The sequence below is a fragment of the Flavobacterium salilacus subsp. salilacus genome, assembly GCF_004634195.1.
Taxonomy (GTDB): Bacteria; Bacteroidota; Bacteroidia; order Flavobacteriales; family Flavobacteriaceae; genus Flavobacterium; species Flavobacterium salilacus.
In genome coordinates this window covers 388,132-404,558 of the sequence record NZ_SKBP01000001.1, presented here as the reverse complement: position 1 = coordinate 404,558, position 16,427 = coordinate 388,132, and the positions used below count along the sequence as shown (strand labels likewise).

The window sequence follows — 16,427 nt, the reverse complement described above, 5'->3', positions numbered from 1 at the left end:
ATAAACAAATGACGAGTTTATTGATAATTGCAGTTTTAGTTTTATTAGGCATTGCAATATGGCAATTAACTAAAATATTCCACCTTACTCAGTTAGGAGCTACAGTTCGTGAAGAGAATACAGAGGTTGCTAATGACAGAGATAATAATGTTAATGGTTATCTGATGTTTGGCTTTTTGGGCTTCATCTATATTTTTACAATTTATTCTATGGTTAAGTGGGGACACCTTGTTTTAGGAACTCCGGCTTCAGAACATGGTCCGCAATATGATAACCTGATGGCTATCTCTATGTGGCTTATTTTTATTGTACAAACCATTACACAATTCCTGTTACATTACTTTGCTTTCAAATACAGAGGAAAAAAGGACAATACAGCCTATTACTATGCAGATAATGATAAGCTTGAGTTTATATGGACTATTATACCGGTTGTTGTATTAGCGGGTCTTATATTATACGGATTATATGCTTGGACTAACATTATGTTTATCGATGATGATAAAGAAGAAGCATTGTATGTTGAAGTGTATGCTAAGCAATTTGGTTGGGAAGTACGTTATGCCGGAGAAGACGGTGTGCTTGGTAAAGCTAACATCAGGTATATAGAGGGTATTAATACTATGGGTGTAGATATGTCTGACCCGAATGCACAAGATGATATCACTGCTACTGAGTTACACTTACCAAAAGGCAAAAAAGTTATATTTAAATTCCGCTCTCAGGATGTATTGCACTCTGCATACTTCCCTCACTTTAGAGCGCAAATGAATGTTGTGCCGGGTATGGTTACACAGTTCGGTTTTACACCTACAATTACAACTGACGAGATGCGATTAGATCCTGCTATTATGGATAAAGTATCTAATATTAACAATATCAGATCAAAAAAGAGTGCCGATCTTATAGCAAAAGGAGGAAATGCACTTGATCCTTATACTTTTGATTATTTACTGTTATGCAACAAAATATGTGGTGCATCGCACTACAATATGCAGATGAAAGTAGTTGTAGATAACGAAGCTGATTTTAACAAGTGGCTTAGTGAGAAAAAAACGCTTGGTGTTGCTGTAAAAGAATCTCAAGCAGGTGATGAGCCACACGAGGTTGAAGTACCTATGGCTGATCCTGCAAATAATATAGATCAGGACACCATAAAAGCAACCGTAGATTCAACAGCGGTAGCACAAAACAGATAAGAAAATAATCTTTTTTAATATATTTCAAATTAAAAGAATATGTCAGCAGTAGGACACGAAACACACGGAGAACACGATCATCACGATGCTCACGATCATCACCATAAAGATACTTTTATCACAAAATATATCTTTAGTATTGATCATAAGATGATTGCCAAGCAATACCTTATTACAGGTATTATAATGGGTATTATTGGTATTATGATGTCAATATTATTCCGTATGCAACTTGCTTGGCCCGAAGAATCTTTTACAATTTTTAAGGTTCTTTTGGGTGATAACTTTGCTCCTAACGGGGTTATGCGTAATGATATTTATTTGGCGCTGGTTACCATACACGGTACCATAATGGTATTCTTTGTACTAACGGCAGGTTTGAGCGGTACATTCAGTAACCTTCTTATTCCGTTACAAATTGGAGCACGCGATATGGCATCCGGCTTTATGAATATGATTTCTTACTGGTTGTTTTTCATATCATCAGTAATAATGGTAATATCGCTTTTTGTTGAGGCAGGTCCTGCATCTGCAGGATGGACTATCTATCCGCCATTAAGTGCATTGCCGCAGGCAATAGGAGGTTCAGGTGCGGGTATGACACTTTGGTTAGTGTCTATGGCAATATTCATTGCCTCGTCACTAATGGGTTCTCTTAACTACGTTGTTACAGTTATTAACCTGAGAACAAAAGGTATGTCTATGACAAGACTACCGTTAACAATATGGGCATTCTTTATTACTGCGGTAATAGGTATCCTGTCATTCCCTGTACTATTATCGGCAGCATTACTGCTTATATTTGACAGAAGTTTCGGAACCTCGTTCTTCCTTTCAGATATATTCATTGCCGGTGAGGTATTGCATTATCAAGGAGGCTCGCCGGTATTGTTCGAACACCTTTTCTGGTTCCTTGGTCACCCCGAAGTATATATTGTATTACTTCCTGCATTGGGTATCACGTCAGAAATTATTGCAACCAATTCACGTAAGCCTATCTTTGGTTACCGTGCCATGATTGCTTCCATATTAGCTATTGCATTCCTTTCTACAATCGTTTGGGGTCACCACATGTTTATCTCAGGTATGAATCCGTTCCTTGGTTCAGTATTTACCTTTACAACATTATTAATTGCTATCCCGTCGGCTGTAAAAGCGTTTAACTATATCACTACCTTATGGAGGGGTAACCTGCAGCTTAACCCTGCAATGTTGTTCTCTATAGGTCTTGTATCTACATTCATAACGGGAGGTCTTACAGGTATTATACTTGGCGACAGTACGCTGGATATTAATGTTCACGATACTTACTTTGTTGTAGCTCACTTCCACTTAGTAATGGGTATCTCTGCATTATACGGTATGTTTGCCGGTATTTATCACTGGTTCCCAAGAATGTTTGGTAGAATGATGAATAAAAATCTTGGTTATATTCACTTCTGGGTAACAGCAGTATGTGCCTATGGTGTTTTCTTCCCGATGCACTTTATAGGTATGGCAGGTTTACCAAGGCGTTATTATACAAACACGGCATTCCCGCTGTTTGATGACTTACAAGACGTAAACGTACTGATTACAATGTTTGCCATTATAGGTGCGGCATTCCAATTAGTATTCCTGTGGAATTTCTTCTACAGTATCTTTAGAGGTAAAAAAGCTCCTATGAACCCATGGAGGTCTAACACACTGGAGTGGACTGCTCCTGTAGAACACATGCATGGTAACTGGCCGGGCGAAATACCGGAAGTTTACAGATGGCCTTATGACTACAGTAAACCGGGACATGATGAGGATTTTGTACCTCAAAATATACCAATGAAAGATGGCGAAGAGCAATTACATCATTAATACAATCGCTTTTACATAATATCAAAAAGCCTTTCCAAAAACGGAGAGGCTTTTTATTTGCAACCAAAACAGTATCTTTATAGGATAAGATAAACAAATATGGATAATAAGTCAGAAACTGTTTTTACGGTAAATGAAGCTCAAAATCAATTTGAACTTGCAGTAGGAGATCATATTGCTTTTTTAGAGTATTACACGGAAGGCAATAAAATATTTATGACCCATACCGAAGCTCCTGACGAATTGAGAGGTACAGGTGCAGCACCCAGGCTGGTAGGGATGGCTATGCAGTATGCTAAAGATAATAACCTTGCCGTAGTACCATTGTGTTCGTATGTGGGGAAGTATATAAATAACCATCCTGAATGGTATGACATACTGACCGAAGGTTACAAGATGTAATTACCCGTTTTCAAGTATATTTGCACTATGAACGAAAATTTAGATCCTACTAACAGTAATTATAATGCGGAGGAACTTGATCTTGAAAAAAAGCTCAGACCGCTCTCGTTTGACGATTTTACGGGTCAAGATCAGGTACTCGAAAACCTGCAGATATTTGTAAAAGCGGCAAATTTAAGAGATGAAGCGTTAGATCATACGCTGTTTCATGGTCCTCCCGGTTTGGGTAAAACCACATTGGCAAATATTCTTGCCAATGAGCTTGGTGTGGGTATCAAGATAACCTCAGGACCAGTATTGGACAAACCCGGTGACCTTGCCGGATTGCTAACCAACCTTGACGACAGGGATATTTTGTTTATAGACGAAATTCATCGGCTTAGTCCTATCGTAGAAGAATACCTGTATTCGGCTATGGAGGATTTTCGTATCGACATTATGATAGAGTCAGGACCTAATGCACGTTCTGTACAAATAAATTTAAACCCGTTTACGCTGGTAGGGGCAACCACCCGATCAGGGTTGCTAACAGCACCCATGCGTGCGCGTTTTGGTATTTCCAGCAGGTTACAATATTATACTACCGAGTTATTGACTACTATTGTACAGCGAAGCTCGGCAATATTAAAAATGCCCATTACTATGGAGGCAGCCATAGAAATTGCAGGACGCAGCAGGGGCACGCCTCGTATAGCTAATGCACTGTTACGCCGAGTGCGCGATTTTGCCCAAATAAAAGGCAACGGCAAGATAGATATCGAAATAGCGCGCTATTCGCTAAAAGCACTACATGTAGATGCGCACGGTCTTGATGAAATGGATAACAAGATACTCTCTACCATTATAGATAAGTTTAAGGGAGGGCCGGTTGGGCTTTCAACCCTTGCCACAGCAGTATCTGAAAGTGGTGAAACAATAGAGGAAGTTTACGAACCCTTTTTAATACAGGAAGGTTTTATAATGCGTACGCCACGCGGTAGAGAAGTAACCGAAAAAGCATACAAACACTTAGGTAAGATAAAAGCGGGTGGTCAAAGTCTTTTTGATTAGCTATTTGACTTTAGAAATAGTTTCTATTCTTACATTCGTATTTACATTTTTTATAATATTTATTTAAATAGAAACCTAGAATTTGAAGTTAATGAAAGATAAATCAAAAATCCAAAATTTTACTGACCTTTATGAAGAAACAGTAGGAGATAATACTCTGTTATCTAGCTTTGTAAAAGGACATTTAGCAGTTGAATTTTTATTAAAAAAAATAATAGAACTAGCTCAGCCAAAATTACTAGATTTTGCAGAAGGATTAAACCATTTTAAACTAATTCATCTTGTTTATGGTCTGGAATACATAAGTGAAGGGCAGAAAGAAACATTGCTATTAATAAATCAGGTAAGGAATAAATTTGCCCACCAAATTACTTTTGAGCCTTCAATTTATGATTTAATAAAAATATTTATGATAGCTTTAGATTCATTTACTGATATGACAGATGGAATTATGCAAGGATTAGATGAGATGGAAGGCAAAGTGTCAATTAATGAATGTGATGAATGGGTTATTCCTGAATTATTTGTTCAAATATGTTATGACCTACATTCAATTTGTCAGGAATTCGGTGCTGATATTGAAGATTTCTAATGCAGAAAATATTAATAGTTAACTCAAATTTACGAAAAATTGCAAGTCGGATATAGTAAAAAATATTCTAGCTTTATAAAAGCCGAAGCCAAACGCCTCGGCTTTTTGTCATGCGGAATATCCAAAGCCGGATTTCTGGAAGAAGAAGCTCCCCGACTGGAAAAATGGCTTAATGAAAACAAGCACGGGCAGATGCAGTATATGGAAAACCATTTCGATAAACGCCTTAACCCAACCCTGCTTGTAGATGATGCTAAAAGTGTAATATCTCTGCTACTTAATTATTACCCCGAACAAACCCAGATTGACAATACCTATAAAATATCCAAATATGCCTACGGGCAGGACTACCATTTTGTAATAAAGCATAAACTAAAAGAATTACTATACTCCATACAGGAAACCATTGGCGAAGTAGGAGGCAGGGCTTTTGTAGATTCTGCTCCCGTGCTCGATAAGGCTTGGGCTGCCAAAAGCGGACTGGGCTGGATGGGTAAGCACAGTAACCTGCTTAGTAAACAAGTAGGCTCTTTCTTCTTTATTGCTGAATTAATTGTGGATATTGAGTTGGAGTATGATACTGTTACTACCGACCATTGCGGTACCTGTACCGCCTGTATAGATGCCTGCCCCACACAGGCAATAGTCGAACCCTATGTAGTAGATGGCAGTAAATGCATATCTTATTTTACTATTGAGCTAAAAGACAACCTACCGCAGGAAATGAAAGGTAAGTTTGACGACTGGGCTTTTGGCTGCGATGTATGCCAGGATGTATGCCCCTGGAACCGTTTTTCCAAATCGCATAACGAACCGCTCTTCAATCCGCACCCCGATTTATTGGCGATGACAAAGAAAGACTGGGAAGAAATTACCGAAGATACTTTTCGGGCTGTGTTTAAAAATTCGGCTGTAAAGAGAACAAAATTTGAAGGATTAAAACGCAATATAAACTTTTTGAAAGATTAGCGTTAAAAATTTCCAAATTTCCTTCATAAGGTTACCTTTGTAAGTCGAGTAAAAAATACAATCATGAACCACTATAGTAAACGCAGGGAAGCATTGTTGTATCATGCTAAACCGCAACCCGGGAAAATACAGGTAGTACCTACCAAAAAATATGCTACACAGCGCGATCTCTCTCTTGCCTACTCTCCGGGTGTTGCCGAACCTTGTTTGGAAATTGCCAAAGATGTAAATAACGTTTATAAATATACCGCAAAAGGTAACCTTGTTGCAGTAATCTCTAATGGTACAGCAGTGTTGGGGCTTGGCGATATTGGTCCCGAAGCATCAAAACCCGTAATGGAAGGGAAAGGATTGCTTTTTAAAATATTTGCAGATATTGATGTTTTTGATATAGAAGTAGATACCAAAGACATTGACAAGTTTGTAGAAACCGTAAAAAATATAGCACCCACATTTGGAGGTATTAACCTTGAGGACATTAAAGCTCCCGAATCTTTTGAGATAGAAAGAAGACTGGTTGAAGAGCTTAACATTCCTGTAATGCATGACGACCAGCACGGCACAGCAATCATATCTTCGGCAGCATTGCTAAACGCAGTAGAACTTGCCCATAAAAAAATAGAAGAAGTAAAGGTAGTAGTCTCCGGTGCCGGATCGGCAGCAATGGCATGTGCCAATTTATACCTGCTATTGGGTGTAAAACTCGAAAATATAGTAATGTTTGATAAAGACGGTATGCTGATAAAAAGCCGTACCGACCTTTCTGTATTACAACAAAAATATGCTAAAGAAAGCAAATCACTATTGCTTGAAGAAGCGATAAAAGGCGCAGATGTATTTCTCGGTCTTTCAGTAGGTAATATACTTACTCCCGATATGCTCCTGAGTATGAATAACGACCCTATAGTGTTTGCCATGGCAAACCCTATTCCCGAAATAGATTATAACCTTGCAATAGCTACCCGCGATGATATTATTATGGCTACGGGCAGGTCTGACCATCCTAACCAGGTAAATAATGTACTCGGATTTCCGTATATATTTCGCGGAGCACTCGATGTAAGAGCTTCTAAAATTAACGAAGCCATGAAAATGGCTGCTGTGGTAGCACTTGCAGAACTTGCCAAAGCCCATGTGCCGGAGCAGGTAAATATTGCCTATGGCGAAACGAAACTGAATTTTGGGAGAGATTATATCATACCAAAACCATTCGATCCGAGACTTATTACCGTTGTACCGCCTGCTGTAGCAAAGGCAGCCATGGATAGTGGCGTGGCACAAAACCCGATAACCGACTGGGATAAATACATCGAGGAACTTTTAGAGCGATTGGGTAATGATAATAAAATGATACGCTTGCTTACCAACAGGGCAAAGACCGACCCTAAGCGCATTGTTTTTGCTGAAGCCGATCATCTGGACGTACTTAAGGCAGCACAAATAGTATATGAAGAGCAAATAGGTAAACCTATACTGTTGGGTAACAAAGAGATTATAGAAGAGTTGATGAAAGAAATTGACTTTGACGCTGCTGATTGCGGAATTACTATTATAGACCCCAAAACAGATGATGAGAAAGAAAGGCGTGAGCGTTATAGCGATGTCTTTTGGCGATCAAGACAACGCAGAGGATTAACCCTGCTGGATGCTCAGAAGTGGATGCGTGAGCGTAACTATTTTGCAGCAATGATGGTTAACGAAGGCGAAGCCGATGCTTTGGTTACGGGATATTCAAGAAGTTATCCGTCGGTAGTAAAGCCAATTATGCAACTTATAGGCAAAGCCCCGGGAGTAACACGAATAGCTACGACCAATATGATGATGACGAAACGTGGTCCGATATTCCTTTCGGATACCGCTATCAACCCCGAACCTACTGCCGATGACCTTGCCAAGATAGCCTTAATGACAGCACGTACCGTAAGAATGTTTGGTATGGAGCCGGTATTGGCAATGGTGTCTTTCTCCAACTTTGGTTCGTCATCAGATAAAAGTGCTAATAAGGTGCGGGAAGCAGTGGCATTTTTACATAAAAATCATCCTGATTTGGTTGTGGATGGCGAGGTACAGGCAGATTTTGCTTTGAACCCCGAAATGCTTAAAGATAAATTCCCATTCTCAAAACTGGCAGGCAAAAAAGTAAATACACTTATATTTCCTAACCTTGAAGCAGCAAATATAACATACAAGCTGTTGAAAGAACTTGACAAAGTAGTATCGATAGGACCTATTATGTTGGGTATGGATAAACCGGTACATATATTTCAATTAGGAGCGAGTGTTGAAGAGATGGTAAACATGGCGGCAGTAGCGGTTGTGGACGCTCAGGAAAAAGAAAAACGCCTTAAATTAACTAAACCAAGATAATAGCACAGGATTAAAGAATTTTAGTATTTTTGGAAAAGTTTAAAAAATAGATATGATAGCACATCTTCAGGGAAGGCTGGTAGAAAAACTGCCTACAGAAGTGATAATAGAATGTAACGGGGTAGGTTATCAGGTAAATATATCATTACATACATTTTCCATGTTACCTGATTCAGAAAATATAAAACTGTTTACTTTTCTTCAGGTTAAAGAAGATGCACATACACTTTTTGGTTTTGTGGAAAAAGCGGAACGTGAGCTTTTTAAACTTTTACTTTCAGTATCGGGCGTAGGGGCAAGCACAGCCAGAACAATGCTTTCTTCGTTAGACCCAAAACAAATTATAAACGCTATCGGGTCGGGTGATGTGGTTACTATTCAGTCTATAAAAGGTATAGGCACAAAAACAGCACAGCGTGTAATACTTGATTTAAAAGATAAAGTGTTAAAACTATACGATTTAGAGGAAGTTTCTGTTGCAGGTTACAATACAAATAAAGATGAAGCGTTATCTGCCTTAGAAGTGTTGGGCTTTAACAAAAAATTAGCAGAGAAAGCGGTGGAGAGGATTGTTAAAGAAACTCCTGATGCTAATGTAGAGACAATTATAAAACAAGCATTAAAAAATTTATAATCCTTGAAAACAGAATACTCTAAAGAATTTTATAATAACTTAAGATTTACGCTTTATGCAATGTTTATGTTTTTTGGAGTCACATTGCAGGCACAGATAACTGAAGAAGAGGAAGAAGCGGCGCGAGATACTATAAAAGGCTATAATACCGGTAAGGTAGAAATTGATAATCCGAGAAGTATTGTAGATGCATATACCTACGATCCTGTAACCAATCGTTATATATATACCAGTACATTTGATGGTTTTAATATAACCTATCCCATTATACTTACTCCAGAGCAGTACGATGAGTTGGTGCTTAGAGAAGCAATGCGCGAATATTATCAGGAAAAATCCAATGCCATAGACGGCAAAGGAACCGACGAAGAAAAGAAAAACCTTTTACCGCGTTATTACGTTAATTCCAGCTTTTTTGAAACAATCTTTGGAGGTAATACTATTGATATAAAACCACAAGGGTCGGTAGAAATGGATCTCGGCGTGCGTTTTACTAAGCAGGATAATCCTTCCTTATCACCAAGAAACAGACGAACGTTTACATTTGATTTCGACCAGCGTATCAGTATGAGTCTTCAGGGTAAAGTAGGTACAAGACTTGCCGTAACAGCCAATTATGATACCGAATCTACCTTTGCTTTCCAGAATTTAATTAAACTGGAATATACCCCTACGGAGGATGATATTATTCAAAAAATAGAAGTCGGTAATGTTAGCTTTCCGCTATCAAACTCATTGATAAGAGGTGCGCAGAGCCTTTTTGGTGTAAAGATGCAGCTTCAATTTGGTAAGACAACCTTTACGGGAATATTCTCCGAGCAAAAATCGCAAACCAAAACTGTAACTGCCGAAGGCGGCGGTACAATACAGGACTTTGAACTTTTTGCCCTTGATTATGATGCCGACAGGCACTTTTTCCTTTCACAATATTTCAGAAACCAGTATGACTATGCTATGAGGAGTTATCCCCTTATAAGCAGCAGGGTGCAAATAACGCGTATTGAGGTATGGGTAACTAACAGGCAAAACAGAATAAATGCCACCGAAAATAACTCAAGGAATATTATAGCCATTCAGGATTTAGGAGAAGCACAGCTAACAAAATTTACTGTTAATGGTAATACAGGAGAAGATTATACCGAAGAAGCAGTAGGTTTTTCCAATTTTGCAGGTTCAGGATTCTTTAATGTACAACCCAATAGCCCTCCGGATAATGCAAACAACAAATTAAACCCCGAAGTAATAACATCGGGTGGCGGTTGGCTTGCATCCAGTATCAGGGAAATAGTTACAGTATCCAACGCAAGTTTTACCAACGGTCTTGATGCCAATGAAGGAAGAGACTATTCCAAACTGGAAAACGCCCGAAAGTTATCTCCAAGCGAATATACCTACCATCCGCAGTTAGGATATGTGTCGCTTAACCAAAGATTAAATAACGACGAAGTATTAGCTGTTGCTTACCAATATACCATAGGAAGCGAGGTGTACCAAGTGGGTGAATTTGGTACAGACGGGGTTGATGCCACTGTAGTAGGCGAAAATGCCGATACACAGGCAACTGTGGCAACGCAAAGTTTGATATTGAAAATGCTTAAAAGTAACTTGGTTAATGTAAACGAGCCGGTTTGGGATATTATGATGAAAAACATTTATCAGATACCCGGAGCCTATCAACTATCGCAGGAAGATTTCAGATTTAATATCTTATATACCGATCCCTCTCCGTTAAACTATATAACACCCGCACCCGCTACACCTGGAAACCCCGCCGTGCCATTGCCGGAGGATGTAGCCGACACACCGCTTTTGCGCGTGTTTAATGTAGATAGATTAAATTATACTAATGATCCGCAGGTAGGAGGCGATGGTTTTTTTGATTTTGTGCCGGGGCTTACCGTAGACTCCCAATACGGACGAATAATATTTACTACTGCCGAGCCTTTCGGTGAGTACCTTTTTGATAAACTTACTACTGACCCTTCACAGGATTATCAAGACGATGAAGAAGAAAACACCTTTAATGCAAACCAAAAACGATATGTATATCGCAGCATGTACAAGAGTACACAGGCTGATGCATTACAAGATAGCCAAAAAAATAAATTTCAGTTAAAAGGACGTTTTAAATCTACAGGAGGCGATGGTATATCGCTTGGCGCATTCAACGTTCCGCAGGGCTCTGTTGTGGTAACCGCCGGCGGACGCACACTGGTAGAAGGGGTAGATTATACCGTAAACTATCAGTTGGGCAGGGTGCAGATACTTGACCCTTCGTTGCAGGCATCTAACACTCCTATAGAAGTTTCGGTAGAAAATAATTCAACTTTCGGGCAACAAACAAGACGTTTTGCAGGATTTAATATCGAGCATAAATTTTCAGAGAATTTTTTAGTGGGTGGTACATTAATCAATATGTCGGAAAGACCATTTACCCAAAAAACGAATTACGGGCAGGAATCCGTAAACAATACCATTTTCGGGTTAAATACAGCCTATTCTACAGAAGTGCCCTTCTTTACCCGATTAGTAAACAAACTCCCCAATGTAGATACAGATGTACCATCTAACCTATCTGTCAGAGGAGAAGTTGCCGTTTTAAAACCGGGAGCATCAAAGGCTGACCAGTTTAACGGAGAAGCAACTACTTATGTAGATGATTTTGAGGGTTCTCAAACCAATATCGATATGCGTTCTTCTCAGGGCTGGACACTCTCCAGTGCGCCTGTTACATTATTTCAAGATGATATTGTGCCTACTAACGACCTTGAGTATGGTTATAAAAGGGCAAAACTTGCATGGTATAGTATAGACCCTATTTTTTACAGTAATCAACGTCCGAACGGAGTTAGTCCTAATGACCTTTCTTCCAACAGAACAAGACGTGTTTATTATGATGAACTCTATCCTGATACCGATGTTGTGGTGGGGCAAAGCACAGTGGTAAATACTTTAGACCTTACATACTATCCGCAGGAACGCGGACCTTATAACTATAACCCGCTGGCACAGGCTACCAATACCTTTACAGAGGCAGAAGCCGAAACCAACTGGGCAGGTATAATGCGCTCTATAAACTCTACCAATTTTGAGCAAACCAATGTAGAGTATATCCAATTTTGGCTATTAGATCCTTATGACGGAAATCCGGGTACTGCAGACCCAGACAATACGGGAACGCTGGAAATTGACCTTGGTGAGATTTCAGAAGATATATTAAGAGATAACAGAAAACAGTATGAAAACGGTTTGCCCGATGCCACAGGTAACCAACCTGTGTTTAGCAGTGTGTGGGGAGATGTGCCCGTATCGCAATCGTTAATATATGCTTTTGACACCAATACAGGAAACCGTTCGGTGCAGGATGTGGGTTTTGACGGACTTACCGATGAGGAAGAAGCCGCTAAGTTTCCGGGCTTTGACCCTGCCGACCCCTCTGCCGATAACTATCAATTCTATTTGGGGGCTGACGGTGACGTACTTAACCGATATAAAAATTATAATGGTGTTGATGGTAACTCACCTGTAGATGTAGGCGATAACAACAGGGGTAATACTACCCTGCCTGATACGGAAGACATAAACAGGGATAATACCATGAATACCATTGATGCCTACTACAGGTACCAAATACCCATTGGGCCTAATGCCGTTATTGGTCAGGGTTATGTGGTAGATGAAAGACCTTTTACCAATGTGGAACTGCCGAACGGAGATAGCGCGAGTGGTAGATGGATATTGTACAAAGTACCTATTGATGGTCCGCTTCGCGAAGAGGTAGGAGGTATAAGCAGTGTGCGTTCCATTCGTTTTATGAGAATGTTTGTTACCGGTTTTAAGCGTGATATTACACTACGTTTTGGTGCTTTAGACCTTGTTCGGGGAGAGTGGAGAAGATATACTAATACATTAGACCCTCAGGAGCCGAATGACCAAAATGATCTTGACAATACCGGTTTTGATGTTGTAGCACTTAATATACAGGAAAACGGAGACCGTTCTCCCATTCCCTATGTATCGCCACCGGGCGTACAAAGAGAGCAATTGTATAACAACAACGCAATTATAAATCAAAATGAGCAGTCATTATCTCTGCGAGTATATTCGGCTGACGGGGCTTCTGACGGCGGGCTTGAACCTGATGATTCGCGTGCGGTATTTAAAAATGTAAATGTGGATATGCGTCAGTACAAAAAACTGCGAATGTTTTTGCATGCAGAAGCATTACCTACTGATACCAGTCCGCTGTTAGATGATGAGATGAAAGCTTTTCTTCGATTTGGTAATGACTTTGTAGATAACTTTTATCAGGTAGAGATCAGGCTGAAAGTAACAGGACAAAACGAAAGAACGGCAGAACAGGTATGGCCTGAAGAAAATGATATACTCCTGCCGCTTGATGCGCTTACCAGCCTGAAAATAGATGTACTTAATAATGTAGCTCCTGAACCTGATGAGTTTGGAATAGTATATGTAAACCTTAATGATATCAGTCCGGGAGCAGATGAAGAGAACAGAATACGTATCGGTATAAAGGGTAACCCTAACTTTGGGTATATAAGAACATTAATGCTTGGAGTTAAAAACGGTTATCAACCGGGCGAAATCGGAGCAAAAAACATTAGAGGAGAGGTATGGTTTAACGAGTTGCGCCTTTCGGATATGGATAATAAAGGCGGTATGGCTGCTGTGGGTAATATGGATGCTAACTTTGCAGATTTTGCAACAATATCGGCAACAGGGCGCATCAGTACTATAGGCTTTGGCAGTGTAGAGCAAAGCCCTAATGAAAGAAGCAGGGAAGACTCCAAACAGTATGATGTAGTAACCAATGTTAACCTTGGCAAACTGCTCCCTAACAAATGGCTTATTAATATTCCGTTTAATTATAGTGTAGGTGAAGAAATTATTACGCCCGAGTACGATCCGTTTTATCAGGATGTGAGGCTCGATCAGCTTATAGATGAAACGGAAGATGAAGATGAGAAAGAAAATCTGCGTACCAGAGCTATAGATTATACCAAGCGTAAGAGTATTAACTTTATAGGGGTTAAAAAAGAGCGTTCGCCCGAGCAGAAAAAACATATTTATGACCCTGAAAATGTTACATTGGCTTACTCTTATAATCAATTAAACCACCATGATTATGAGATAGAAAACTTGCTTCAGCAAAATGTAAGGGTTGGTGCAGATTATACCTATTCGTTTACTAACAAACCCATAGAGCCACTTAAAAACACGGGCTTTATGAAAAAGAGCGAATACTGGAAACTGCTTCGCGATTTTAACTTTAACTATCTCCCGTCAAACATATCGTTTAGCTCTAATATTGTAAGGGAGTACAGCAAGCAACAGTACAGAAATGTAGATGTAGAGGGTATTCCTATAAACCCGTTATACAGGCGAAACTATTTCTTTAATTATCAGTACGGACTTAATTATAATATTACCAAAGCGCTTAAATTTAATTATACCGTATCAACCAGCAATATAGTGCGAAATTATCTTGATGAAGATGGTGTACCTATAAATGAGTATAATGTATGGCAAGATTTCTGGGATACAGGCGAAGCCAATACACATACTCAGCAGTATGTATTTAACTATGATTTGCCGATAAACAAAATACCGGCACTTCAATTCATAAAATCGACATACAGCTATACCGGTACATACAACTGGCAGCGCTCGTCGGATGCGCTTGCATATGTTGTAGATGAAAATAATGTAAGTTATTATTTGGGTAACACCATACAAAACTCAAACTCGCATAAGCTGAATGCTACTTTCAATATGGATACTTTCTACAAGTATATAGGACTTGGAGTTAAGAAAAAGCCTGCTCAAAATGCTGCCCCGAAAGGACCACCGAAACCGGGAGAAAAAATCACATCAAACCAGGCAGCTGCGCAGGGAGGCAATGTATTTGTAGATGGATTGATAGGTGTGGTAACAAGTGTAAAAAACATTCAGGTAAATTATACCGAAACGAACGGGACGGTGCTGCCGGGTTATTTGCCAAATATTGGTTTCCTGGGAACATCAAAACCTTCAATAGGTTTTATTTTAGGTAGTCAGGATGCCGATGTGAGGTATGAAGCCGCAAGAAACGGCTACCTTACAAACTACCCTGAATATAACCAAAACTTTACTCAGGTTAAAACCGAATTGCTTAACATAACTGCTTCTGTAGATTTATTTCCAGATTTAAAAATAGACCTTAAAGCCGATAAAATGCAATCGGATAATTATTCCGAGCAGTATGATGTTACTGACGGGATATATAACGGAAGATCGCCCTATAATTATGGTAATTTCCAGATATCAACAATACTTATAAAAACAGCGTTCAGCACAAGTGATGTAAATGGCTCCGAAGCATTTGACCAAATGAGGGAAAACAGATTGGTAATTGCCAACAGGCTTGCCGAAAGTTTTTACGGCACTACTGATTTTGCCAGATATGGCGATGGGGGTGCCGGTACGCCAACAGGAGATTTTGCCGATGCTAATGCAGGCTATCCTGTAGGTTTTGGTAAAAATAGTCAGCGTGTACTTTTACCGTCTTTCCTTGCGGCATATTCCGGTCAGGATGCAGGTAAGGTTTCAACAAGCCCGTTTCGAGATACACCACTGCCTAACTGGATAGTGAAATATACAGGGCTTATGCGCTATAAGTTCTTTAAAGACAGATTCAGGAGATTCTCATTGCAACATGGTTACCAAGCTACATATAATATTAACGCCTATCAATCTAATTTTGAGTATGATCAAAATCCCTCGGGGCAGGATAATGATGGTGCCGGAAATTATTACTCTGAATATATTATATCGAACATTAACCTTACCGAGCAGTTTAACCCGCTGATAAGGATAGATTTTGAAATGAAGAACTCCATTAAGATACTGGCAGAGGTAAGAAAAGACAGGACGCTTAATATGAGTTTTGATAACAACCTGCTTACAGAGGTAAAAGGCAATGAATATATAGTAGGGTTAGGTTATCGTATAAAAGATGTTACTATCAATTCGGCTTTGGCAGATAATCCTACTAATACAATTAAGAGTGATATCAACCTGAAAGCTGATTTTTCTTTAAGGAAAAACGAAACTATAGTACGCTACCTGGATTATGATAATAACCAGCTTGGCGGCGGGCAAAATATATGGTCGATTAAGTTTACGGCAGATTATTCGTTCAGTAAAAACCTCACAGCTATATTCTATTATGATCACTCATTCTCCAAGCCTGTTATATCTACTTCATATCCGTTAACCAACATTCGTACAGGATTTACATTGAGGTATAATTTCGGAAATTAATTTGAAGAAAATCATTTTAAAATTATAGTATTAAAACATACAT

General features: G+C 39.3%; 9 protein-coding genes. All 9 read left to right on the top strand.

The annotated features are described in order from the left end of the window. Nucleotides 1-8: 8 nt before the first annotated feature. Nucleotides 9-1,199 (top strand): cytochrome c oxidase subunit II, encoded by a 1,191-nt coding sequence (locus E0W68_RS01935; protein ID WP_135217717.1) that lies wholly within the window; start codon nt 9-11, stop codon nt 1,197-1,199. Between the two features lie 39 nt (nt 1,200-1,238). Then, nucleotides 1,239-3,047, top strand: a complete 1,809-nt coding sequence (locus E0W68_RS01930) for a cytochrome c oxidase subunit I (protein ID WP_135217716.1) — start codon at nt 1,239-1,241, stop codon at nt 3,045-3,047. A gap of 99 nt (nt 3,048-3,146) precedes the next feature. Beyond that, nucleotides 3,147-3,449 carry a GNAT family N-acetyltransferase gene (locus E0W68_RS01925; RefSeq protein ID WP_135217715.1) on the top strand — a complete coding sequence of 101 codons (303 nt, stop codon included), beginning with the start codon at nt 3,147-3,149 and terminating at the stop codon, nt 3,447-3,449. 27 nt (nt 3,450-3,476) lie between these two features. Then, nucleotides 3,477-4,499, top strand: coding sequence for a Holliday junction branch migration DNA helicase RuvB (gene ruvB / locus E0W68_RS01920; protein WP_135217714.1), 1,023 nt, complete (start codon nt 3,477-3,479; stop codon nt 4,497-4,499). 91 nt (nt 4,500-4,590) lie between these two features. Then, nucleotides 4,591-5,091 (top strand): hypothetical protein, encoded by a 501-nt coding sequence (locus E0W68_RS01915; RefSeq protein ID WP_135217713.1) that lies wholly within the window; start codon nt 4,591-4,593, stop codon nt 5,089-5,091. Between the two features lie 39 nt (nt 5,092-5,130). Further along, nucleotides 5,131-6,060 carry a tRNA epoxyqueuosine(34) reductase QueG gene (gene queG, locus E0W68_RS01910; RefSeq protein ID WP_135217712.1) on the top strand — a complete coding sequence of 310 codons (930 nt, stop codon included), beginning with the start codon at nt 5,131-5,133 and terminating at the stop codon, nt 6,058-6,060. A gap of 63 nt (nt 6,061-6,123) precedes the next feature. Next, nucleotides 6,124-8,427: an NADP-dependent malic enzyme gene (locus E0W68_RS01905; RefSeq protein WP_135217711.1), complete on the top strand. Its 2,304-nt coding sequence runs from the start codon at nt 6,124-6,126 to the stop codon at nt 8,425-8,427. A 52-nt stretch (nt 8,428-8,479) separates the two neighbouring features. Beyond that, nucleotides 8,480-9,061, top strand: coding sequence for a Holliday junction branch migration protein RuvA (ruvA, locus tag E0W68_RS01900; RefSeq protein WP_135217710.1), 582 nt, complete (start codon nt 8,480-8,482; stop codon nt 9,059-9,061). A gap of 60 nt (nt 9,062-9,121) precedes the next feature. After that, a complete protein-coding gene (gene sov, locus E0W68_RS01895; RefSeq protein ID WP_394346279.1) occupies nt 9,122-16,384 on the top strand; it encodes a T9SS outer membrane translocon Sov/SprA in 7,263 nt (2,420 codons plus the stop codon). Nucleotides 16,385-16,427: the final 43 nt, after the last annotated feature.

Bases quoted from the DNA above. Each gene is read 5' to 3' on its own strand.
- ruvA (WP_135217710.1), top strand. From the start codon at position 8,480: ATGATAGCACATCTTCAGGGAAGGCTGGTAGAAAAACTGCCTACAGAA.
- E0W68_RS01915 (WP_135217713.1), top strand. From the start codon at position 4,591: ATGAAAGATAAATCAAAAATCCAAAATTTTACTGACCTTTATGAAGAA.
- E0W68_RS01935 (WP_135217717.1), top strand. From the start codon at position 9: ATGACGAGTTTATTGATAATTGCAGTTTTAGTTTTATTAGGCATTGCA.
- E0W68_RS01905 (WP_135217711.1), top strand. From the start codon at position 6,124: ATGAACCACTATAGTAAACGCAGGGAAGCATTGTTGTATCATGCTAAA.
- ruvB (WP_135217714.1), top strand. From the start codon at position 3,477: ATGAACGAAAATTTAGATCCTACTAACAGTAATTATAATGCGGAGGAA.
- sov (WP_394346279.1), top strand. From the start codon at position 9,122: ATGTTTATGTTTTTTGGAGTCACATTGCAGGCACAGATAACTGAAGAA.
- E0W68_RS01925 (WP_135217715.1), top strand. From the start codon at position 3,147: ATGGATAATAAGTCAGAAACTGTTTTTACGGTAAATGAAGCTCAAAAT.
- E0W68_RS01930 (WP_135217716.1), top strand. From the start codon at position 1,239: ATGTCAGCAGTAGGACACGAAACACACGGAGAACACGATCATCACGAT.